The 23148-nt window shown below is 40.2% G+C and carries 19 protein-coding genes and 1 tRNA gene; 17 read left to right on the top strand and 3 right to left on the bottom strand.

Going from position 1 to position 23148, the window contains the following annotated elements; all coding sequences use genetic code 11:
- Positions 1-172: 172 nt before the first annotated feature.
- Positions 173-244: transfer RNA gene (locus AS141_RS16875), tRNA-Arg, on the top strand.
- Here AS141_RS16875 and AS141_RS26075 read toward each other — a convergent pair.
- Both AS141_RS26075 and AS141_RS26895 read right to left on the bottom strand, forming a co-directional pair.
- Positions 207-1232, bottom strand: a complete 1026-nt coding sequence (locus AS141_RS26075) for a recombinase family protein (protein ID WP_232424953.1) — start codon at positions 1230-1232, stop codon at positions 207-209. The two genes, AS141_RS16875 and AS141_RS26075, sit on opposite strands and share 38 nt — an antisense overlap.
- Positions 1217-1717: a recombinase family protein gene (locus AS141_RS26895; RefSeq protein ID WP_057938866.1), complete on the bottom strand. Its 501-nt coding sequence runs from the start codon at positions 1715-1717 to the stop codon at positions 1217-1219. The genes AS141_RS26075 and AS141_RS26895 overlap by 16 nt, the downstream gene beginning before the upstream one ends.
- 1135 nt (positions 1718-2852) lie before the next feature.
- Here AS141_RS26895 and AS141_RS16865 point away from each other — a divergent pair.
- The 14 genes from AS141_RS16865 (at position 2853) to AS141_RS16805 (ending at position 17980) form a co-directional block, all read left to right on the top strand.
- A complete protein-coding gene (locus AS141_RS16865) occupies positions 2853-3875 on the top strand; it encodes an FRG domain-containing protein (RefSeq protein ID WP_057938865.1) in 1023 nt (340 codons plus the stop codon).
- A gap of 74 nt (positions 3876-3949) precedes the next feature.
- Entirely contained in the window at positions 3950-4576 is a 627-nt protein-coding gene (locus tag AS141_RS16860) for an alpha-ketoglutarate-dependent dioxygenase AlkB family protein (protein ID WP_057938864.1), read from the top strand.
- Positions 4573-7029: an Hsp70 family protein gene (locus AS141_RS16855; protein ID WP_057938863.1), complete on the top strand. Its 2457-nt coding sequence runs from the start codon at positions 4573-4575 to the stop codon at positions 7027-7029. The genes AS141_RS16860 and AS141_RS16855 overlap by 4 nt, the downstream gene beginning before the upstream one ends.
- A 3-nt stretch (positions 7030-7032) precedes the next feature.
- Entirely contained in the window at positions 7033-8193 is a 1161-nt protein-coding gene (locus AS141_RS16850; protein ID WP_057938862.1) for an AAA family ATPase, read from the top strand.
- A 13-nt stretch (positions 8194-8206) separates the two neighbouring features.
- Positions 8207-9805 (top strand): hypothetical protein, encoded by a 1599-nt coding sequence (locus AS141_RS16845; RefSeq protein ID WP_057938861.1) that lies wholly within the window; start codon positions 8207-8209, stop codon positions 9803-9805.
- Between the two features lie 935 nt (positions 9806-10740).
- Entirely contained in the window at positions 10741-10956 is a 216-nt protein-coding gene (locus tag AS141_RS16840; RefSeq protein WP_057938860.1) for a hypothetical protein, read from the top strand.
- A gap of 188 nt (positions 10957-11144) precedes the next feature.
- Entirely contained in the window at positions 11145-11531 is a 387-nt protein-coding gene (locus tag AS141_RS16835; protein ID WP_057938859.1) for a plasmid mobilization protein, read from the top strand.
- On the top strand, positions 11532-12749 hold the full coding sequence (locus AS141_RS16830; protein ID WP_057938858.1) for a relaxase/mobilization nuclease domain-containing protein: 1218 nt from the start codon (positions 11532-11534) through the stop codon (positions 12747-12749).
- Positions 12750-12758: 9 nt separating this feature from the next.
- Complete coding sequence (gene mobC / locus AS141_RS16825; RefSeq protein WP_057938857.1) at positions 12759-14735, top strand: conjugal transfer protein MobC; 1977 nt, start codon at positions 12759-12761, stop codon at positions 14733-14735.
- A 250-nt stretch (positions 14736-14985) separates the two neighbouring features.
- Positions 14986-15159 (top strand): hypothetical protein, encoded by a 174-nt coding sequence (locus AS141_RS26890; RefSeq protein ID WP_198293570.1) that lies wholly within the window; start codon positions 14986-14988, stop codon positions 15157-15159.
- 102 nt (positions 15160-15261) lie between these two features.
- Positions 15262-16152, top strand: coding sequence for a tyrosine-type recombinase/integrase (locus AS141_RS16820; RefSeq protein WP_198293569.1), 891 nt, complete (start codon positions 15262-15264; stop codon positions 16150-16152).
- Between the two features lie 56 nt (positions 16153-16208).
- The gene (locus AS141_RS16815; protein ID WP_057938856.1) at positions 16209-16655 is read left to right on the top strand and encodes a hypothetical protein; all 447 of its coding nucleotides are present in this window, start codon (positions 16209-16211) and stop codon (positions 16653-16655) included.
- Between the two features lie 94 nt (positions 16656-16749).
- A complete protein-coding gene (locus AS141_RS16810; protein WP_157243516.1) occupies positions 16750-17487 on the top strand; it encodes a DUF6438 domain-containing protein in 738 nt (245 codons plus the stop codon).
- Positions 17488-17584: 97 nt separating this feature from the next.
- A complete protein-coding gene (locus AS141_RS16805) occupies positions 17585-17980 on the top strand; it encodes a hypothetical protein (protein WP_198293568.1) in 396 nt (131 codons plus the stop codon).
- Between the two features lie 125 nt (positions 17981-18105).
- Here AS141_RS16805 and AS141_RS16800 read toward each other — a convergent pair whose 3' ends face one another.
- A complete protein-coding gene (locus AS141_RS16800) occupies positions 18106-18906 on the bottom strand; it encodes an XRE family transcriptional regulator (protein WP_057938854.1) in 801 nt (266 codons plus the stop codon).
- A gap of 69 nt (positions 18907-18975) precedes the next feature.
- On the opposite strand from AS141_RS16800, the gene dinB reads away from it, so the two are divergent.
- The gene (gene dinB / locus AS141_RS16795) at positions 18976-20124 is read left to right on the top strand and encodes a DNA polymerase IV (protein ID WP_057938853.1); all 1149 of its coding nucleotides are present in this window, start codon (positions 18976-18978) and stop codon (positions 20122-20124) included.
- A 1-nt stretch (position 20125) separates the two neighbouring features.
- Complete coding sequence (locus tag AS141_RS16790; RefSeq protein WP_057938852.1) at positions 20126-23059, top strand: DNA polymerase III subunit alpha; 2934 nt, start codon at positions 20126-20128, stop codon at positions 23057-23059.
- The last annotated feature ends 89 nt before the right edge of the window (positions 23060-23148 follow it).

Here is a 23148-nt window from a genome sequence, read left to right as displayed (position 1 = left end):
TAGTGAGTGGATGGAACCCGTCCATCCTAATTTTGGAGTGCAAAGATAGTGTAAATCCTTGTAAAGCCATAAGTTGACTAAAGAATATTTGCCTAAAAGAAAGGTTTTGGGTTATCTTGCGGGAGATTTGCTAAAACGGCACAAAAACGCCGAAGAATCTTTGAAATAATATGGCCCCGTAGTTCAACGGATAGAACAAGCGTTTCCTAAACGCTAGATCTAGGTTCGATTCCTAGCGGGGCTACTTCGTAGGATAAAGCCGAAAAATTAGATTTTTTCGGATTTTTAGATTTTTTAAGTGATTGATTTACAGTGTAGATACATTCAATCACTGAGTTGATCCTATTAGTTCGATAGATATTGTCTTCAAACACCAGTTTACCGGGAAATATCGAACTTATGATTTCCCGCTTTCCTTCCGTATTGCAGAGCTTATAGATTTCATCCAACTGATTAACAGCGGATAATGCGCGTTCTATTTGCGGTTTTAAGTTCGACTTCTTTCCATTCAGGGTTGTGAGCACTCTTTCACTTTTCCTTATCTCTTCCTGGCAATTTGCTTTAATTGCTTGGAAGTCTGAGCTATCCAGTTTGTCTTCCAGAAATAGATCCCTTGCTTTTGAGATTTTTTCGTTACAGGCCTGAATAGTCTTAAGGTTTTGATCATAGCTTGTCTTGGATTCCTTATTTACTGAGTTAAAAGAATCCTGTATTGCGGCTATATATAGCTCTTGCCCCCTAATCAGACGAAAAGAGGCAAGTTGTTCTTCAAAAAGTGTATTTGCTTTATCTGCACGGAACCTAAATCCGCAGGATGATAGACAGTGGTAGTAGAAGTAAAGATTCTTTTGAGCGCTGCGTGAAGCGCTCCCACTCAATTGTCTCCCGCACTTTGGACAGATCAGATGACCGCGTAATGGAAGTTCCGGCACAGAGTTGACCTTTGTTGTCCTTTTTCTTTTATTTCGTCTTCTCCCGGATAGCACATCCTGGACATCGTAAAACAAATCTTCCGACACAATAGCCTCGTGCTGGCCTTTGACTAAATGCTCTTCTTCGTCTTTGTAAGCGCTTATTTTGATGTATCCGCAATAGATCGGATTTCTGATCATATTATAGAATTGGGAACTACCTATTTTTAATCCCTCCTTTACTGCAAGTTTCCGGATCTGATCTGCGGCCAGTACATCCCTGGCAACTTCTTCATATGCCCATTTCACAAGGTCTGCCATAGGCTGCTTAGGCTGTATGACCTTCTTTCCAAACTCATTTTTTGTGTTCGTATAGCCAATGGGTGCTGTACCCATGTGCCGTCCTTCTTTTTTTCTCTCCGCATTCCCTGCAATGTGTTTAATGCCCTGCGGTCATTTTCCACCTCAGGTGCAGCCAGATAGAAGGCCAGCATCATTTTTTGCTCGGGGATTTCCAGATCCAGAGGCTGCTCTATCGCCTGTAGCTTTATACCCAAGTTAGATAGCGTTGAAATCATCTGGTATGCATCCCCGGTATTTCTGCTGAACCGATCCCACTTCGTGAACAGGATTTGTTGGGTCTGTCCCCTAAATTTCCTACAGTTGGCGAGGAGTTTCTGCCACTCGGGTCGGTCGAAATTTCTGGCTGAATAATCCTCAAATACGATGCTGCCAACCTGCAGGTGATTGAATTCACAGTATTTCCTCCTGGTATCGCTGACTGTATCCTTTGTCAGCCTGTTCATCCGTGCTTACTCTGATGTAGAGATCAACTCGTGTCATTTCTTAACAATTTGCTCGACAACTAATTTACTAAACCTATAGATCATGTCCAATAATTGTTCAGACTCCGCTTGGTTTATATCAACTCCTTCCTTTTTCATTACCTCTTGAACCTTTTTAGGCGTTAAACTCTTTTTGACCTTCATTGCGGATTTCTTTGGTGCAAGACACAAAGTCTTCCTTTCTTCTGCTATACTGTCACACTGAAACCCGAAGGTGGAAACTGTTGATTTACCTACATCTGAGAGATTCAGAGCGTCATAAAAACACTTTCACAAAGAAAAAACAGTAAAACAGAAAGCCCTGAATAAGGGGCCTGTAGATGGGAAAAAAGGAAACTGATATAAATAGTGAAGCCAGTGAGCGGCTTTATGCCGCCCCTTGTCCTCTTTAGTAATGAGCTAGTCCATCAAGGCCCCTTAAATTCGCTTGGCTTTTTTGCGGTTTGTGAAGGATGGCAACTATCAATTTGTAGGATGTTATTCGGGATGGCTAAGATTCGAACCGATGGACCTAGGGTATTTCCTATTTAAATCCAAATCAACCACCGAAAGTATTCCCGCAACTGCCTTCACATATTAAGTCCAAAATGTGGATAACTTTCTGGTTTTTATCTAAAAAATACCCTGTATAGGGTATGTTTTCCTATATTTTTATTCCCTTTCTTGCCACTGTTCTTTATCCCCTGAAGCTCTCAAGTATCGAGACTGACAGGATCTGGGAATTACGCCAACTTTAATAGCAGCAATCTGGGCCTAAATCCGGAGAACCTCTCAGTCTAGTGGAAGCACTAGATGGAAAAATATAATCTCACAATCGCCTTCTTCTAAAGGAGAAGGGGGATGAGGTAGGTAGACTACACCAACTTTTATCGCACCCATCCGGGCATAAATCCGGAAAACGCCTTTTGACTCTGAAATCTCTTAGATACCAGAACCAAACGCCCTTCTCCTAGAGGGGATGAGGTAGGAAAGCCAATTGAAAATTGGTAATAATACGGGGATGGAATTACAATTCCCACCTAGTGTCAAATCGAACTTCAAAGGTGCGCAGCAGATATTACGCCTACGGGAAATCTGGAAATTATAATGAATCAATATGGCTGAATTACAGGAATATAAAACTCTTGATGAAAAAAGAGCATTATTTAGAAATGGAAATGATGAAAGTTTTATAATTAATACAATTGAAGAACTTGACATCTGGTTTGAAAATGTAAAGGAATTTGAAATTGATAATGCATCTCTTGATGCAACAGCTTTGATTTATAGAGGTACGAAAGAAGCAAAGTATAAGCTTTATACTTCTGCTCAAAGGCTCTGGATATTGGAGAATCTAAATCAATGGGGCAATAAAGATTTTCTGGATTTTGTGAAAACCATGATAATTAATGCAAATAAAAATGTACTAATCAATAAAGTTTTTAGCCTTTATTTTACTAATGTAAAAACCCATAGAGATTTCCCTATTTTAAGTTTGCTTCAGCATTATGGCGCTCCAACTCCGTTAATGGATTGGTCCTACAACCAAAACGTGGCATTTTATTTTGCCACTGAAAAGCTTGACTTATTTACCTATGAAAAAGATAAGATCGAGAATTATTTTTCAATTTACCGAATAAACAAACGCAATTATGTTAAAGAACTTTTGAATATTATTGATTTTGACTATGGGAAATATCCAAGCATTGAAGATTTTCAAAAGACCATTCATGGCCAGAATTTAAAAAATTCAAATTTTATCTTTTACATATCTGATTTTGAAGAGAAAGGAGAATCTACAGGGAAAATAAAACCCTCAAAAAATTTGATGATAAGAACAGATAAGCCTTACACACATACTTATAACCAAAACATAATCCCTCAAGAAGGATTATTTATATTCAATCCCTATCCAGAAAAAAACCTTGAAGATATCTTCAATCCGAAGATTTTTGAAGATGGCGTCAATTTACACTTAAGCCCTTTTGATTGTTTCAATATACATAAAGACTTAGCAAAATACTTGAAAAGAAAAATCAATGTGATTCATCAAATCAATAAGCCATTCATTTATCCGAATTTGAATGAATATACACAGATAATCAAAGAAAACGCTCTGGATAGTCTTTTAAAAAAATAACTGAAGTTATGGATATCTATAAAAATAAAACAATTGGAAAATAGCTTTTATTAAAAGATTTTCACATAGAAATTATGGATCTATTCAACCAATCACAAGAACCAAAACCAAGAACTTTTGAAAAACATCTTTTGAAAGATGGAGAGGTTTGGTATATGCCCAACTTTATACCCTCAGATAAAGCGAAGGACTATTTCAAAACTCTATTGAATAACGTCAATTGGAGGCAAGAAGAAATCAAACTATATGGCAAGACCTTTCCTGTTCCTCGTAAAACTGCCTGGTATGGATATGATGGTTTTAATTACAAATACTCGGGAATCCTTTGCAACCCAGAACCTTGGACTAAAGAGCTTTTGGACATCAAAAGAGTGATAGAGTTTTTTCTTAAAGAAGAACGGTTCAATAGCGTACTTCTCAATCTTTATCGAGACGGAAATGATAAAGTTAGTTGGCATTCGGATAATGAAAAAGGATTAGGCATAAATCCCACAATTGCCTCGGTAAGCTTGGGTGTAACCAGAAGGTTTGACCTCAAACGCAAGGATGATCCAGATCAAAAATTACGGCTTGAATTGTCACCAGGTTCTTTGGTCGTCATGAAAGGAGCTCTTCAGCATCATTGGTTACATCAAATCCCTATGCAGAAAAAAATCAATCAACCAAGAATCAATCTTACTTTTAGAACGATTAAGGAATGAGAAATATTTATGATGCTATATTGGATGGAATTGATTCTAGTAAAAGTAATTCACTTCCAGTTGATCAATTTTTAATTACCCTTCAGGAGCCCGTAAAAGCTCTTAGAGTAGCTTACAGAGCAAGGCTTGTTTATGTTCCATATCATGAGGAGAAAGTCCAAAGCGCGTACTTATTGACTTATTTCCCACATTATTATCAACTTATTCAAAAGATCTTTCAAGAGAGGGATTTTAAATTCCTAAATGAAAAAGATTCTATAAAAATAATTTTTATCGGAGGGGGACCTGGTTCAGAGGCATTTGGATTATTGAAGTATCTGAATGAAAGATGCACGAATTTAAAAGAATTATCTATTTCAATCCTTGATATAAATGCCTCAACTTGGAAGTATAGTCATGAAATAGTTAAAAAAGAGTTAGTGAAAGATTTGAAGTTGAGGTCAGGTATCAACTTACGATGGCAGGCAATTAAATACGATTTGACCTGCATTGAGGACACAATAGCCAACGATATTATATTTCGTAACGCAGACCTTGTAGTATTCCAAAATTGTATCAATGAAGTGAGTAGCACATTCTATCCACAAGTCATTAAAAATGCTGAACATATTTTTCAAATTCTAAATGGGAATGCAATTTTTTTAATGATTGATCTAACCTTTTCGGTTAGGGCGATTCTGCAAAAGATAGAGAATCATTTGGTCGCCAAATTTGGTCCGAAGGAGTTGATATCAACCCTCAAAAATAATGGACCTTCACCCATGTTGTCGTTGAATGCAACTCCGAGTGAACTGATAATAAAATACTTACTCAATAGTTCTGATGGCCTTATACCTAGAAAGCATCTAAAATATGATTATTTCTTGATGGTCAAAGATCAGATTCTTGAACAAAGTAATCAAGACAAATTAGGGTTTCCAGGACTTTATAAGCCTTTGCAAAAAGAAAACTTGTTAAAGTTTAAGGATGTAAATGAAAAGGTTTTTGTAGGATTAGATTTTGGTACCTCTGTTACAGTAATAAGTTATTCTTATATACAGGATGGCCAAATCCACTTAGATACCTTGAAAATCGACCAAAAGGACAGAAATGGTTTTCTATCAAGTTCCCCATTAGTACCATCAGCGATGGCATTGAACAATAACCAATTTATGCTTGGAAAACATGCTGCCGAACTAGGTCCAAATTTAACCTTTGGAAAGAATTATTGGGATGGTTTTAAAGCGAATTTAGGAAACCTATCCTCATTAGAGTTTAAGGATTCAGAATTAAGAGACCATGCTCTGGTAAAAATCAGCAATGGAAAAAATGGATTGATAACATTTTTCACTCGGCTGAAAGCAAGTATCGATCAAAAATTGCAGAACAAATTTCCTATTTGTACAGAATTTTTTTATACGTGGAGTGTACCAGCCAATTATGGAATCACACAAAAAAATGAATTGCGAGAATGTGCTGAATTAGCAGGATTTGATATGGAGTCAAGCCCTTTAGTAGAGGAGCCGATTTCAGCTTTAATAAATTACGTTTTTGAGTCCGGCAGCACTTTAGAAGAATCAGATGTAATTCTTGTTTTGGATATTGGAGCTGGAACTGTTGACGTCTCCATTGTCCAAATAGAAAAAGATTCTGACAATATCAATTCCAAACTTTTGGCAGTAGAAAGGATTAATGAGATTGGAGGGAACAAAATTAATACGTTGATGGCAAATAAATTGAAGGTTTCTCCCACTTCAAGCATTCCTCAAAACAAAATTGAAAGGTTTTGTGAAAGGCTGAAATTAAAACTCTGTAAAGCAATAACCACTGACAGGCGAGTTAATTTTCAACTCCCCCCTATAGCTTTTTCAAATGAGCAAAGAGAAATCCTAACTGATTTTGAAGACAATCTTTCTTTAAGTTTTTCAGATTTTTCACTTCTAATGATTCACTATTGGCAAGCAAATGATGGGGTACAAGAAACAATTGTTTCAGCACTCAAGAAAGCAAAATTGATTGTCGGTCAAATTTCAAAAATCATCCTTACAGGAGGAGGAAGTAGAAATCCTTATATTCAAAGATTTACTTTCGAAATGTTCCAGAGTTCTGAAATTAACATTTCAGATAATATCCAGGAACAAGTTGCTCGAGGGAATGCGCTTCAATCCCTTGCTCAACACCTTTTTGGGAAAAACATTATCAACCCAGTTTTACATCATGATATTTTTTTGATTGGTAAATTACCTCATCTCATTCTTTTCGAAAAAGGTACAGTTTGCCCTACAAATGAAGTGGAAGTAGAATTAACTACTCCGAGTTTTGAAATTATATACGGAGATGATCAATTATTGTTTGAATCTGGATTGCTAAGTAAATCCTTCAAAGCTATTTTTTATGTGGACACCGATTTAGAGCTAAAATGCGAAGTCCTTTTTGAAAATAAAATAACCCACCTAAACCCAAAATTAAAATAGCCTATGAAATGGATGGTACCAGAAGATAAATTGTCTTCCCAACAAAGAGAAATAATCAAAAACATTGGTTCGAACCAAAATGTAGCTTGGATACAGGGCCACGCAGGCAGCGGGAAATCAGTAGTGATGCTTTATTCATTGAGTGATTACATTCTGAAAAACCCAAATTCCAACGTTGCAGTTGTTGTATTTACCCACGCCCTTAAGGATCTTTTGGACACAGGCCTAAAACAGATTCCTGTTTTAAAAAATAAAAATATTCCACTTCATACTATCTATGAAATGAAATATAAAGTAGGAAAAATTCGGTATGACGCAATATTTTGTGATGAGGTACAGGATTTACCAATTCAATTCATTGAAGGTTTGAAAAATTCTTGCGGAAAATTGATTATTGCAGGTGATGCTGCTCAGTCCATTTACGATAAAGACCCAGCATTTAAACTTCCAACTACCTCAGTTGGAGAAATAGACAAACAAATTCAACCCGTCAAGCATTTGCTAAGTATGATTTTCAGATTGCCTCTGAACGTTTTAAATATGATTCGGAGGGTATATGATTCTCTATTTAGCAGTCAGTCTTTTGTGGGTAAAGAAAATACTGATATCCGGGTACTTTCGACCTTAGACCGAAGCAAAGAAATTGAGTGGGTCTGGAGTGAAATGAAGATGATCCATAATATTCGACCAGGAGAAATGATTGCCAGTATTTTTTTTAAAAAAGAAGACTTAATTTCTTTTGTAAATAAGGTTTTGAGTTTGGAAAAAAAACCAAATTGGGAGCAAAAAATGGTTGAAAAACCATGGGGGGAAGAATTAGATTTAGAGAGCTTTAATGCTCATCTAAAATCTCAGAAAGTCCCTTTAATGTTTGTTGGTAATGGTCATGGCTCTCTCCAAGATGCTGAAAGGGAGAATAGAATGGTCATGCTAACCTATCATTCCTCTAAAGGATTAGATTTTGATGCAGTTTTCTTGCCATTTTCGGACACATCTTTTTCCCACTCATACAATCCAGATGCCTTGGCTTTGGTGGCTTTATCTCGCTCAAAAAGAGATTTAATCGTTACTTTTACTGGTATTATGAACTCCATATTTAAGAAATTTTTGGGTGGTACTGAAATAAGAAAAATTGGAGATTCATCTGCAAATATAATTATCTAAACCCCAGTAGGATATGAGAAAAGTCCTGATAGCAATTGAGAGGGAAAAATTCAATTATCTCTTTAAGTACAATGAAGCTGAAATTTCGCTTCATAGAATCATTGACCTTGATTATAATTCTTTGGGCAGCCTTCCAGTAAGATCGATTTCGAAAAAGATTGAATCGGCCTTGCCTTACTTCGAATCCGAGGATGAAGTCATTTTATTAGAGTATGTAAAGGAAAAAATCAACATGAATAATGGAATTAGAATTTCATTTGATGGTGTTTTAGGAATAATTCCAACATCGGGATTTGCCTTTAACTCTTTAAAAAGCAGATTAAATCCAGATTTTAACATTTACGACCCATTAAATGAAGAATTAACACGAGATATTAAAAGGATAAGGGAAGATAGGATTAGAATAAGCGCAGTAAACAAAATTTTAGGCTTATATGACCTTCAGATTGATAATAGTTTTCTAATCAATTTAAGGGGAATTGTTATCAAAATGATTAGCCATGAAGCATTTGATGGAAAAGAGCAAAAAGCCCTAAATCATTTAATAAAATTTGACCTGACACCAAGCTTTATTCCATCTGGAAATGTTGAAAGTTTTTTAAAGCTTGGCTGCATTACGCTTATTACTCTAGGGGCGCCTATAGATGCTTTGAAAAATGGCCCTTACTTTAGGATCATTAGTGAAAACTTGAATGCTTTAAATAACAAGCCGTTATTTAAAGCATACTTAGAGTTTGAAAGACTGATCGAATTTGTAAATAGTGAAGATAAAATAAGAATTAACAAAGTTAAAGAAACACTAAATAGTGAATTTGGTAAATTTAATACTTTTCTATCATATTTCATATATCTTTCTTTAAATAGGATTCTGAAAGACAAAGATTTTGATTTAACAAAAATCGAATCCGAGATTTATGATCTAAAGAATAATTGTCCAGTTGAATTAGCATATGCGCTTTCAATTTTCGGATATGTCCATTCTTTTGATCGACTCTATGAATCCATCCATAGATTATCGAAAGCTCCAATTTTTGATAAGCAAATAACTATAAAAAAAGAACCAGTTTTAGAGTTAGAGGAAAAGCCTACAAACAAGGATCACAGTGAAGGTAAAGAAACTGCAAAACTGAATCCACAAGATAAATTAGACAAGTCAAAAATAGCACCGAAACTTCCAAAGAAAGTTAAATCTAATCAAGGTATTTATAAAAAAGAAGTTAAAGGCAAGGCTGCGGAATCAGAAGAAACAGTTGAACCTAAAGGTCATAAGGAAGCAAAAACTACAGCTGAAATTGAAAAACTAAGCGAATCAGAACCAGAAGAGTACAAAGTTGAGAATGAGTCAACTCAGTCTAAAGATACTTATAAAGAATTAGATTATCAAACAATTTTAACCGCTATATCCAAAACCTATTTCAAAGGGGATAATAAAGAGTTAAGGGGGAAATTGGTTAAAGATCTAAATTCTACTATTCAAAAGGAAAGTGCCAATGGAATTGAAGCCTTTGGATTTGATACCATTAAAACATTCATTCTTCAAATCGCAAAAACGGATACATCCTTGAAGGATGTATCGGCTAAAGTTATTAAAAAGTTAGAGGAATTATTTTAATTTATAGAGATTTTCAGAAATCGATTTTGTTAAAATTCGTTCTAATAGAGGAGGGAATATTTTTGTTGCTCCTTTGGATAATTTATTTTTCGTAATATTTACTTGTGATTTAATGACGGTTGTCTTTTGCTGCCTTATCGACTTGTTCAGGTAAAACCATCGATGGATTTCTTAGGACTCAAATGAATCGAAAGTAAATTCAGATGAACTTGCCTAAAGGAAATGACGAAAAACGGAAACAGTAAATTTTTTCTGAGAGAAAATCACCTATCTAAATTGATTTTTGAAAATCATTCACAGAAACCTAAAAAAAATAATAGATGGATTCAGGTCAATTTAAGACCTCGTGGAAATTTCGGTAAAAACTGGTACGCCACGATTCCGCTACAATGTACTCAATCCTGATCAATTAACATTGAAAATTGAGTTTGCCTTCGATAGTCAATTTACAAGCTTCCAAAGAGTACGTTCCAAGAAACTAGCTAGGTATTCTACATCCAATGAGAATCCCCGATTACATTTAATGCAGGCTTTTAGAACTTCAAGCCGCTTCATTCCTTTGACTGGCTTTGGCTCATTATGCAAAGTCGCTTCACGTATCCCTGCGAAAAGAGTGAGGCGGCCATGGTCTTACACACCAGCCGCATATTGGTTCCGCACTTTCTGGAGCAATTAGAATTTTTAAACAATATCAATGCTCACAAAAAATGCAATTAAGAGCTCACTATTTAAAGTTTCCTAATTCTCTGAAAATCTTCTTTACGAAATATCAATGAGATTAACATTTGAAATGATTTTGTTCTTACTCATGGGGAAAATACAGAATTTTGCCTAATTCCCAACTAATAATTATCCCCACCCCCCTTCTGATTTCAGTGTGACCTTTCCAGCTTAAGCTTCCACACTTTTGAGCTTCATCAAAAACGATAATCGTTATGAATCTCGAAGCTCAGCATCTCAACTTTTCCAGGAATGTTCCTCCTACACTGGAACAGGTACAGGCCTACTTTAACTCCCTTCAAGTTCCGTCTTCCGAAGCCGAAGTCTTCTATTTCTATTACCAGGGAATGGACTGGCGTAATGAAATGGGTTCCGCTATCCGTGACTGGGTGATGGCCGCTGATGACTGGGTCTGGAATCTGGAAAACTGATATTATCCAAATTGTAAACAATCCTTCTCCCTTCCGGTAAATAAACCTTTACCGGGTTGGAAATCCCATTGCGTTTTGTCAATGAGAAAGATGTAAGATTGTGGCACAATCCGATCTTGCCCACCGCTGCCGGAGTTGCGGGTGGGGATAAAATTTCTCCGAAGTCGAATTTTATAATCCAGTGAACCATGAAGAAGAGAACAGTAAACTATCCCATACGTAAGACGATCCGGTTTACTCCAACTGAAATAGAGAAACTGGAAATCCTGCTGAAAAGAAGTGCCTATTGTCAGACAGTAAGTGAGCTCGTTAGAGACATGCTTTTCAAAAGAAAGTTAACCCTCAACACCCGAAACGAATCCTTGGATAACACGCTGGTAGAATTAGGGCTGCTCAGAAATGAGCTCAACACAATCGGGGTGAATCTCAACCAGATTACGCACTATTTTCATATGCAGGCTGATCCAAAAGAGCGTCTGTTTTTTGTGAAGGAAATGCTCCCCTACTTTGAGCGGACAAATGCAAAAATAGAGGCGCTCCATAGCTTGATTGAAGGATTGAAAACCCTAACCTAGTTGGTTGCTAAAATTAGTACCGGAAAGACTATCGGAGTCGTGATCCGATACAATGAACAGAAGGTGAAAAACGGGCAGGCAAAACTGGTACAGATGGGAGGGTTTGCGGTTAAAAATCTTACGGTGAGGGATAAGATCCAATCATTTGAAAAGGTGCAGAAGTTGAATATAAGGACGAAAACAAACACCGTACATATTTCGCTCAATTTCTCCCCAAAGGATAAAGTAGATGGGTTTATGCTTCAAAAGATTGCCGCTGATTATTTGAAAGGGATTGGATTTGAAAACCAACCTTACCTGCTGTATCAGCATTTTGATGCTGCCCATCCACATGTGCATATTGTGACAACCAATATTTCAAGTTCAGGAAAGCGGATTGAAACGCATAACCTGGGCAAGGTGCTGTCAGAACAGACCCGAAAGGAAATTGAGGGGCGATACCATCTTGTAAAAGCAGAAGAGCAGCGGAAGCAAAAAGTTAATTTGCCCCAGCCGTTGGAGAAAGCTACGTATGGCAAACGGGAAACGAAAGCCTCCATATCCAATATTGTTCAGGAGGTAATACGTTCGTATCAGTTTGCTTCGCTTCCTGAGCTGAATGCAGTGTTGGGGCAGTTCAATGTATGTGCATACCGGGGTGAAAAGGAAAGTGCAATGTTTAAAAACAAAGGACTGGTTTACTCGATTTTGGATACGGCAGGGAACCGGGTAGGAGTTCCTGTGAAGGCCAGTTCATTTTATTGCAGACCTACCTTGGCCAGATTGGAAAGGCTGTTCTTACGGAACAAAGAAGCAAGAAAGCAGCACAGGGAAACGCTACGGGGCCTAATTCACGGTACGTTGCAAAGTTGCAGTTCCCTGGAAGAATTTACTTCCAGACTCAGAACCAAGGGAATCAAGCCGCTGCTTAGGATCAATGAAGAAGGAAGGCTATACGGGGTGACCTATATAGATAACGTGAGCCGATGCGTATTTAACGGTCCGGCTTTGGGCAGGGAATTATCCTCTAATGCGCTTTCTGTTAGATTTTCAAAGGACCATGTGCTTCCCGATCCATCGGAAAGAGAGCAGGAGGTAAGAATAAGTGGGCAGGAAACTGAGCCAGACATCAGAATTCCCGGGCTGGAGATTTTCTTTAATTCTTACCAGCCGGAAGATCCAACCCCGTATGGGCTAAGGCAAAAGGAAAAGAAAAGGAGCAAGAGACGTATTCAATAAACTGAGCCTATGCAAACCGGAGAAAACACCGAGGGGTTAAGAAAGATTATTGATCTGACCAGAAAGGCCAGTATTGGAATGCTGTGTCTGCATAGCTATTACTATTGTTATCATTCGTTCAATCAATGGGGGCTTACGCATTCTATTTCAGAAAGGCTTCTGGTCAATATTCGCGATACAGGCCTGTTTAATGAATTCTATGTTTCCAAAGTATTTGCCTTGGTGCTTTTGCTGATTTCCTTAATCGGTGCGAAAGGCAGGAAGGATGATAAACTCAGAATGGCTCAGATAGGCTGGCCGCTGATCAGTGGATTGGTAAGCTATGCGGGCAGCTTTTTTGTCTTTTACCTTCCGTTTAATGAGGATACGGTAAGTATTATATACATATCAGTCACCAGTCTTGGGTTCATTCTCATTCTCAGGGGAGGAGCACTTCTGAGCCGGTTGCTGAAGAACCGGTTTGATCAGGGAATATTTAATCATTTGAACGAGACATTTCCCCAGGAAGAGCGCTACCTGGAAAATGAATACTCGGTTAATCTTCCTGCACAATACCGGCTTAAGGATACCATCAGAAAATCATGGATCAACATCATCAATCCCTTCCGCGCATTGTTGGTGGCCGGTACACCGGGTTCCGGGAAAAGTTACTTTGTGATCCGTCATGTAATTACCCAGCACATTAAAAAAGGCTTTTCCATGTTTGTCTATGACTTCAAGTACGATGACCTCTCCCGCATTGCTTACAATACATTGCAAAACAACCTGTCTGGGTATAAGGTGAAACCGGAATTCTACACGATCAATTTTGACAGACTTTCCCATACCCATCGATGTAATCCGTTGGAGCCGGAAAACATGCTGGACATTACCGATGCCTCAGAAGCTGCCCGTACTATTATGCTTGGACTGAACAGGGAGTGGATTAAAAAGCAGGGAGACTTCTTCGTGGAAAGCTCCATTAATTTCCTTACTGCAATCATCTGGTTTCTCAAAAAATACAGGCGTGGCAAATACTGTACGCTACCCCATGTCATCGAACTGATGCAGGTAGAGTACGAGAGGCTGTTTACTGTGCTCCGGACAGAACCAGAAATTGAAGTTTTGGTGAATCCTTTTGTCTCTGCTTTGGTCAAAAAGGCATTTGATCAACTGGAAGGTCAGGTGGCAAGTGCTAAAATTACAATCGCACGGCTTTCTTCCCCGCAGCTTTATTATGTGCTTTCAGAGAGTGAATTCACGCTTGATCTGAACAATCCCGATGCACCTAAAATCATCTGTATGGGAAACAATCCCCAGAATCAGCAGGTCTATGGAGCCGTGCTTTCCCTCTATATTTCAAGGATTGTCAAGCAGGTAAACAAAAAAGGTAAACTGAAATCCAGTCTGGTGTTTGATGAGTTTCCTACGATTTATTTCAACGGGATTGATAACCTGATTGCCACTGCGCGGTCCAACAAGGTGGCCACCTGCTTAGGCGTACAGGATTACAGCCAGTTGAGAAAGGATTACGGCAGAGAACAGGCAGATGTGATCATGAATACGGTAGGGAATTTCATTAGTGGGCAGGTATTGGGCGATACCGCAAAGCAACTTTCCGAAAGGTTTGGAAGGATTATCCAAAACAGGGAGAGCATTTCAATCAATAGTTCAGAAACCTCCCTGAGCAAATCAACCCAACTGGATCAGGCCGTTCCTGCTTCTACCATATCAGCACTTTCCTCCGGTGAATTTGTGGGAATGGTAGCAGACACACCTGAACAGAAGATCACATTGAAAGCTTTTCATGCTGAGATCATTAATGATCATATAGCGCTGAAGCGGGAGGAAGAAAGCTATAAGGACATCCCTAAAGTTCGGGAAATCACCCAAGAGGAGGTGGAGGAAAACTATAGGAGTATCAAGCGCGAAGTGGAGGAGATTATCAGAATGGAAATGGAAAGGGTGTTTGACACACCTGAGTTGGGGCATTTGATTTTGAGGTAATTCTCTCTGAAAACTACGAAAAGGGGTATAGGTGAAAGGATGAGATGGATGGGCATATTTAATGAATAGAAACTTTATATTTATTGTTTTGATAAAACTTGTAATGAGTTACAGTTGTTGGGTCAAATCAGGGCTATGGAGAGTTTAAGAGTAAGTCCGACCAAATTGACTACAAATGTTTACAATCTACTACAAACGTTTATTCCCCAGCATTTAAGACCTAAGTTTAGTAAACTGGTTTCAAAAAGTCATGGAAACTGCTCAACGAATACTGATTTATCATTCACTACCCAACGCCAGTCGTATCAAAATATTCATTCCTTATCCTTTAAAACAGGAGCGGGAGCAATTGAAAGCGCTCTACACAAGTTTTTATCACTCCAACCAAAAACTCTGGAGCTTGGTCAATACCAAAGAAAATTGAGAGTTGATTATGCGTGTTTATACAGGCAAGTTCGAGATCAGGCAGGCTGAGAAAAAGGTTAGTATTTCAGTAAAAACCTTAAATCAGTAATCTGTTCAGGTGTTGGCTGATCTGAAACAAAAACTTACCCTAAAAGCCTATAGTCCTTCCACGATCAAAAATTATACTTCTTCTTTATCTCAGTTCTTAGGTTTTTTCGAAAGCCGTAGGCTCAAAGATATTACCAAGGAAGAAATAGAAGCCTTTGTATACCATCAGACCACCAAGTATAAGATTTCGGAAAGTGCGAAGAATACGATTATAAATGCTATAAAGGCATATTATGAGCATGTTCTGGGCAGAGAGCGAACGATTTATGATATACAGCGCCCAAAGAAAAGCATGACCCTTCCAAATATGCTCAGTCAGCAGGAAGTAAAAGTTATCCTACAAAGTGTGGACAATCTCAAGCATAGGGCGATTTTGATGCTTATTTATAGTGCTGGATTGAGAATTAGTGAGGCCATCAAACTGAGGAATCGGGATATTCATTCCGATGAAGGATATATTTTCATCAAAGGAGCAAAAAACAAAAAAGACCGGAAGACGGTACTTTCTCCTGTATTATTGGTGCTTTTAAGACAGTATTACAAGGAATATAAACCAAGCTACTGGCTGTTTGAAGGGCAGGAGGGTGGACAATATTTTGCTACGAGTATACAAGCTGTTTTTAGGGGGGCGATTGAAAAAAGTAATTCGAATCCTTGGGCAACAGTCCATACCCTTCGTCATAGTTTTGCTACTCATTTGCTTCAAAAGGGCACAAATCTACGCTATGTGCAGGCACTTTTAGGCCATGGGAGCAGCAAGACGACTGAAATCTATACTCATGTATTGTCTATTTCCAATAAAAACATCCAAAGCCCGCTTGATGGGATCGACGAAATTCTTAATTTGGTCACAGGAGAACCCCGAAGACCTGTGGACAATGGCGATATAGATGCAATAGGGTAGCGGGAGTGCTGTAACTACAAGTATTAGGTGCAATTTTGGTAATGAGAAACAATTGAATGGACACTAAAGAATTTAAAAAAGCTTTTAATGACTTTGCTTTAAAAAACGGGTTCGCTACGGAATTTGGGGCTTGGTTTAAAGAGTCTGAAGAATGTGTCTTAGCATTGATTTTAAGAAAATCCAGTTACAGTAAATTATATTATCTCCGAATCAAGGTCAACTTCAAACTAGCTTACGGCAGGACATTCAAAAAGGAAAAGGATTGGGTTAAGCATGACGTTGCTGACATAATGCATGGACCAAGTAATGACTTTCAAGACTTATTTGTCTTAGAAAATAATTTAACTGATCCGCAGCGGATAGAAAAAATGGAAAAACTCTTTTTGAATCATATAAATCCTTTGACAAATAAAATCCTGACGAGAGAAGGAATTATAGAATTACACAAGACTGAAGATCTATTTTTGTTACCAGCAGTTAAGCAAGAGTTAGGATTAAAATGAAAATCAGCACCTAACAACTAGGTTTTCGTCGGGTGCGTAGCACGAACGATGAAACTGCTGTTGCAACGGAGCCGTTGTGGGCAATTAGAAGAATATGAAAAACCTATATATTTTACTTTTTGGCATAATGTTATCTTCCTGCAGTGATAGCAAAGATGAAGCATTAAATTTTGACCTGACAGGTATTTGGCAAGATGGTGAACAAATTATTTTGATTCAAAATTCTACCATGATTAATCCATTTTGGGACAGTTATGGGTTTTTCTTTTATTCAATAAAGAATGATACTTTGATTATTGAAGATTCTGATTTACAGAGCGTTGGTAAAATTGATTTCTTCGACCTTAATAACCTTCATTTAATAGCAATCAACCAAGATAATGATACATTAAAATTTAAAAGAGTCTCCAAAGGAAATCCCAAAAAATTTAATTCCTTAATCTTTGAAGCTGGAATTGATGAAGGAAGATTGCCAGTTTTTAGGATGGAAATTGACGAATCTGGTAGAGTAACATATGAAGGAGAACTTTATTCAGAGATGATAGGAAAACACGAAATTCAACTGGATACATTAAGCATTAATCAACTCCATCAACTTTTTGAAATCATTGAAATTTGGGATTATCCAGAAAAAGAGTTGTTACCCCTTCCAGGAACTGGTGAGATGAATTTAACAATAAGATACCCAGAAGGTGATGTAGTTGAGATTAAAAACGGTCTTTTTGAAGGGAAATATTTTATACTTCAGAAAATCTTTAAACGATTTGAAAGTCTTCTTCTAAAGAAAAAAGCCCATAACATCACTTTGGATCCAGCGGGCGTTTCAGAGTAACTATGAAAATCAGTATCTTTAAGAAGTTAGGAGTAGGCAGGAAGGGAACAACTCAGAATGCCAGCCGTTTCCAAGCTGAATCCCGTTGTAAAACATTATGAAAAAAACTCTGTATATATTAATATTATTCTGTTTCGGATTTAAATGCGCTGATAAGAATTGCGATTTGAATAACGGAAAGTATAAAGTCATCTATGACAAACGGTATTCGGACTATCCAAAATTTGAGTTCGTAATAGACGGACAAAACTTAACAGAGATAAACTCTGAATTGAATCGTAGATATAAGATTGAAAATCTTGGAGAGAATTCTTTTAGACTAAAGTCTCTTGAAAAACAAACGGACTCATTAACTGAATTTCAAAAAGCATTAACTTCAAACGGACAAGCATACTACGAAATTGCTGATTGCAAAAAAGACACGCTAGAATTTAGAATGCGTGTGAATTTGCACGTGATTTCTCATTCTGGAAAATTTGTGCGAATGCAATGAATGAAAAACGTTTTACAACAACCGTGTAGTAACCATGCCTTCTGAAAAAAAACTGGTTATTGGGTATACACTGTAAATTCAGGTGCAACAGCCATCTAAATACCCTGTTCCGGAAACTGTTTGTTTCAGCTTTCCAGTTTTTCCAGCTTTCTGTTGATCTCCGCTATGCTTAACCCGATCTGCTGGAGTGTCAACGTTTCTGTCGGCAATTCCTTAGACAGGGTGGCCTCAAATTTCCAGATTTCCCGGACTTCCTCTGCCTTCACTTCATAGGCAGCATAAAGAGGGTTCAAGGATCTTAAGGAAAAGCTTTTATTCTCCGGGTTAAAACTTACCATCTTAAAACTGATGCCCTCATCTTCAGTCACTACAACACAGGGTGTTTCCTTGCTGAGTTTCCAGTCTGTCAGGAAAGAGCTGATAATAAATGCCCCGTCAGGAACAGGAAGCATACTGTCGCCTTCCGTCTGGAACATGCGGTACTTTTTGCCCCCGGTGAAAATAGGCAGATTAAACACGGGCAACGTGCTGATAAATTCAGGATCCCCATAGTCTTGCAGGTAGCCCGCTTTGGCCTTTATCGGTACCATTTCGATATTGTCTTCGTTGGCAGAATTCACGGTGGTCGCCAGTACACGCATTTTTGATCCGCTCAGAAATATGTCATTCCCTGCTTCCAGATCACGAAGTTTTAATTCACTGAGCTTGGAGAGATCTATCCGGAGCAGAGTATCCACACTCATCCTGAAAAAGTCCGCGCAGAGCAGCAGATCATCCAGCGGAGGGGATTTGGTCCGGCCGCTTTCATGGGCATTGAGTTTTACTCGGGTCATACCCAGCTTTTCGGCGAGTTCATCCTGGCTGAATTTTTTCCTCTTTCTCAGGAATTTAAGATTGCCTGCCCAAAAATATGTTTGAATTGCCATTTTTATTTGATACAATTAGAAGTTGAAATTTGATACTAATTGTATCAAATATACTACTTATTTTGGATAATGGAAAGGCATATTGTGCATATGGATCTGGATACCTTCTTTGTATCCGTGGAGCGGTTGAAAAACGATGCCCTGAAGAATAAACCCGTCATCATCGGAGGAAGCTCTGACAGAGGGGTAGTATCCTCCTGTAGCTATGAGGCGCGCAAATTCGGTGTGCATTCGGCCATGCCCATGCGGCTGGCCAAAAGACTCTGTCCCAATGCCTTTTATATCAAAGGGGATTACGACGGATACACCCGTTATTCCCGCCTTGTGACCGAGGTAATCCAGGACCAGGTGCCGTTGATGGAGAAAGCCTCCATCGATGAGTTTTACCTGGATCTCACCGGGATGGATCGCTTTTTCGGCTGCGGGAAATTTACCGCTGAACTAAAGTCAAAAATCTACAAAGAGTCGGGACTGCCTATTTCCTATGCCCTGGCTGTGAACAAACTGGTCTCCAAGGTTGCCACCCATGATGCCAAGCCCAACGGGCAGATGACCGTTCCTTTTGGGACGGAGAAGCCTTACCTGGCCCCGCTGCCTATCCGCAGGATGCCCGGGGTGGGGGAGAAAACCTCTGTGCTGCTGGAGCGGATGGGGGTGGAGAATATTAAACTGCTTTCCGAGATACCGCTTCGCATGATGCAGAACCTGCTGGGAAAATCAGGCATTGAGCTGTCCAGAAAGGCCAACGGGATTGATGAATCCCCGGTAATACCCTATACGGAACAGAAAAGCATCGGTACAGAGACCACCTTTGAATCAGATACGATTGATATGCATTTCCTGCATGCCCAGCTGGTCCGCATGACTGAGAAGGTCGCATTTGAAATGAGGCAGAAGCAGAAACTCTGCGGATGCATTACCGTAAAGCTGCGGTACTCGAATTTCGATACGGTAAGCCGGCAGTGTATGATCTCCTACAACAGCTCGGATGAGGTGTTGCTGCAACGGGCAAAGGAGCTTTTTGCCAAGCTCTACGACCGTAGGATGCTTGTGCGTCTGGTCGGGGTGAAGCTGAGCCATCTGGTACAGGGAAACCAGCAGATCGATCTGTTTGAGCATACTGAAGAGGAAGTGAGCCTGTACCAGGCCATTGACTGGATCAAGAACCGCTACGGTTCTGACAGCATTACCCGGGCAATCACATTAACAGGAGCCTGATATGTTCATCAACTGTAAAACATGGTTCAGCTACCGGTATGGTACATTTTCCACCAAAGAGCTGGTGGAGACCGCAGCGGATTTCGGGCTGCCCGTACTGGGACTGACCAATATCAACAGCACGGCGGATCTCTGGGATTTTGTGGATTTCTGCAGGGGTAAAAATATCAAACCCATTGCGGGGGCAGAGATCAGAAACGGGGATGAGCTCTGTTATGTGCTCCTGGCAAAAAACGATACAGGCTTACTTGAAATCAACCGCTTCCTTTCCGTGCACCTGCAGGAGGAACTGCCTTTTCCTGAAAGACCGGACTGCTTTTCGGGGGTTTTTATCGTTTATCCTGTGGGGAAATTTGGGGCCGGGGAGCTGAAGGACCATGAATTGATTGGGGTGCTGGCAGGGGAGCTGAACCGCCTTAAAAAGGAGGAATTGCAGGCATTTCCAAAAAAGTGGCTGATCCGACACCCGGTGACGTTCCAGAATAAAACCTATTTCAACGTACACCGGCTGCTCAGGGCAATCGGGAAGAATACCCTGATCACCAAACTGGGAGCAGCAGATTTTGCGGCTCCGAATGAAATGTTTGTACCGGAGGCAGAGCTGATGGCTGCTTTCCGCAACCATCCGGTCATGATCACCAACACGCTGCAGCTGATAGATGCCTGCAGTATCCGGACGGAGCTCCATACAGACAAGAACAAGCGGCATTTTTCAGCCTCACCGGAGGATGACAGGATCCTGCTGGAAAAGCTGGCTATGGAGGGGCTTGACTACCGGTACGGAAACAATCCGGTTGCACGGCAGCGGGTGGCCAAGGAACTGAAGATCATCAACGAGCTGAATTTCAATGCATACTTTCTCATTGTATGGGATGTGATCCGCTATGCACAGAACAGGGGCTTTTACCATGTGGGAAGGGGAAGCGGTGCCAACTCCATTGTAGCCTATTGCCTGAAGATTACCGATGTGGATCCGATCAAACTGGACCTGTATTTTGAGCGCTTTTTAAATCCCAACAGGACTTCCCCGCCGGACTTTGACATTGATTTTTCCTGGAAGGACAGGGACGAGGTCATTGATTACATCTTCAAACGCTATGGGAAAGATCATGTATCGCTTCTGGGGATGTACAGCACATTCCAGCGCAGGGCGGTGATCCGGGAACTCGGAAAGGTGTTTGGTCTGCCCAAGGAGGAAATAGATCTATTGGTGAGAGGCAAAGACCAACCTATGAACGAGGATAAGATCCAGCGTACCATCCTCAAGTACGGGAAGCTGTTGGAGAATTTTCCCAACCATCACAGCATCCATCCCGGGGGCATGTTGATTTCTGAAAAGCCGATCTATCAGTATACGGTCAATGAAATGCCGCCCAAGGGGTTTTGTACCGCACAGGTGGATATGTTCCTAGCCGAAAAGATAGGCCTGTTCAAACTGGATATCCTCAGCCAGCGAGGCCTGGGACATATCAAGGAAGCAATCCGGTTGGTAAAGCAGAACAGGGGGATTGATATTGATATCCACCGGGTGGAGCAGTTTATGGCTGATCCCAAAGTGGCAAACCAGATTAAACGCGCGGATACCATAGGATGCTTTTACATAGAAAGCCCGGCCATGCGCCAGCTCCTTACCAAGCTGAAGTGTGAAGATTACCTTACGCTGGTGGCAGCAAGCTCCATTATCCGTCCTGGAGTGGCCCAGTCAGGGATGATGAAGCAGTACATCGAGCGCTTCCATGATCCCAAGAAGATTGTCTACCTGCATCCCAGGATGAAGGAACTGCTGGAGGAAACCTACGGGGTGATGGTGTATCAGGAGGATGTGATCAAAGTTGCCCACCATTTTGGTGGAATGGACATGGGAGAGGCGGATATACTCAGGCGTGCCATGTCCGGCAAATACCGGGGTCATGATAAATTCAACCAGATACGTGAGAAGTTCTTTTCCAACTGCAGGGAAATGGGCTATGAGGAAGCAGTGACTGCAGAAGTGTGGAGGCAGATAGAATCCTTCGGGGGCTATTCCTTTTCCAAGGCACATTCGGCCTCATTTGCGGTGGAGAGCTACCAGAGTCTGTATCTGAAGACGTACTATCCCAAGGAATTTATGGTGGCGGTCATCAACAATTTCGGGGGATTTTACAGCACCGAGTTTTATTTCCATGAGTTGAAACGGACAGGGGCGACCGTCCATCCGCCCTGCGTAAACAACAGTGATTACCTGACCAATATTTCAGGGGATGATGTGTTTGTGGGTCTGATCCATATTGAGCAGCTGGAGAAATCACTCTGTGAGCGGATACTGACCGAGCGTGAAAAATCAGGTCCGTATCTGGGGTTGCACGATTTTATCGGGCGTACGCATGCAGGTCCTGAAATGCTCAATATCCTGATCAGTGTGGGGGCATTTGGGTTTACGGGACTGGGAAAAAAGAAACTGCTGTGGCAGACCAATTTTCTGCAAAAGCGACATGCGGTGCCCATTGATGCCCCTGCACTGTTTAGGGAACCGCCGATGGAGTTTGTGCTCCCGGATTTCCCGGATTATCCCCTGGAGGATGCCATAGATGAGATTAATGTACTTGGCTTTGCCCTGACCGATATGTTCAGGCTGTGTGCGGATGACGGAAGGGGTACGGTGATGGCAGCAGAAATCGGGGGACTGCTCGGCAGGACGGTTGAAATCCTCGGGCAGTTGGTGACAACCAAGGATGTACGCACGGTCAACAGGGAATACATGGCCTTTGGGACATTTTTGGATCCCCAGGGGGATTGGCTGGATACGGTACATTTTCCCAATACACTAAGACGGTTCCCGTTCCAGGGAAGGGGATTCTATAGGCTGAAGGGCAGGGTGGTTCAGGAATTCGGGGTTTTTGCTTTGGAAGTCAGTTCGATGAAAAAGGTGGGACTGAAGGATAAGAAGGCAAGTTAGGAAAGACGTTGGTGTAGTTAATTATAGTCCGGTTGATCCGAAGCTTGACCCATATTTAAGGCATTTCAATAATGCACGGAAATAGCTAT

This window comes from Algoriphagus resistens (assembly GCF_001442615.1).
Classification (GTDB): domain Bacteria; phylum Bacteroidota; class Bacteroidia; order Cytophagales; family Cyclobacteriaceae; genus Algoriphagus; species Algoriphagus resistens.
This window is presented reverse-complemented; position numbering and strand designations above follow the sequence as displayed.

What these genes read in the sequence shown, in the direction of transcription:
- AS141_RS26075 (WP_232424953.1), bottom strand. Translation starts at nt 1,232, where the DNA reads ATGGCAGACCTTGTGAAATGGGCATATGAAGAAGTTGCCAGGGATGTA.
- AS141_RS26895 (WP_057938866.1), bottom strand. Translation starts at nt 1,717, where the DNA reads ATGAACAGGCTGACAAAGGATACAGTCAGCGATACCAGGAGGAAATAC.
- AS141_RS16865 (WP_057938865.1), top strand. Translation starts at nt 2,853, where the DNA reads ATGGCTGAATTACAGGAATATAAAACTCTTGATGAAAAAAGAGCATTA.
- AS141_RS16860 (WP_057938864.1), top strand. Translation starts at nt 3,950, where the DNA reads ATGGATCTATTCAACCAATCACAAGAACCAAAACCAAGAACTTTTGAA.
- AS141_RS16855 (WP_057938863.1), top strand. Translation starts at nt 4,573, where the DNA reads ATGAGAAATATTTATGATGCTATATTGGATGGAATTGATTCTAGTAAA.
- AS141_RS16850 (WP_057938862.1), top strand. Translation starts at nt 7,033, where the DNA reads ATGAAATGGATGGTACCAGAAGATAAATTGTCTTCCCAACAAAGAGAA.
- AS141_RS16845 (WP_057938861.1), top strand. Translation starts at nt 8,207, where the DNA reads ATGAGAAAAGTCCTGATAGCAATTGAGAGGGAAAAATTCAATTATCTC.
- AS141_RS16840 (WP_057938860.1), top strand. Translation starts at nt 10,741, where the DNA reads ATGAATCTCGAAGCTCAGCATCTCAACTTTTCCAGGAATGTTCCTCCT.
- AS141_RS16835 (WP_057938859.1), top strand. Translation starts at nt 11,145, where the DNA reads ATGAAGAAGAGAACAGTAAACTATCCCATACGTAAGACGATCCGGTTT.
- mobC (WP_057938857.1), top strand. Translation starts at nt 12,759, where the DNA reads ATGCAAACCGGAGAAAACACCGAGGGGTTAAGAAAGATTATTGATCTG.
- AS141_RS26890 (WP_198293570.1), top strand. Translation starts at nt 14,986, where the DNA reads ATGGAAACTGCTCAACGAATACTGATTTATCATTCACTACCCAACGCC.
- AS141_RS16815 (WP_057938856.1), top strand. Translation starts at nt 16,209, where the DNA reads ATGGACACTAAAGAATTTAAAAAAGCTTTTAATGACTTTGCTTTAAAA.
- AS141_RS16810 (WP_157243516.1), top strand. Translation starts at nt 16,750, where the DNA reads ATGAAAAACCTATATATTTTACTTTTTGGCATAATGTTATCTTCCTGC.
- AS141_RS16805 (WP_198293568.1), top strand. Translation starts at nt 17,585, where the DNA reads ATGAAAAAAACTCTGTATATATTAATATTATTCTGTTTCGGATTTAAA.
- AS141_RS16800 (WP_057938854.1), bottom strand. Translation starts at nt 18,906, where the DNA reads ATGGCAATTCAAACATATTTTTGGGCAGGCAATCTTAAATTCCTGAGA.
- dinB (WP_057938853.1), top strand. Translation starts at nt 18,976, where the DNA reads ATGGAAAGGCATATTGTGCATATGGATCTGGATACCTTCTTTGTATCC.
- AS141_RS16790 (WP_057938852.1), top strand. Translation starts at nt 20,126, where the DNA reads ATGTTCATCAACTGTAAAACATGGTTCAGCTACCGGTATGGTACATTT.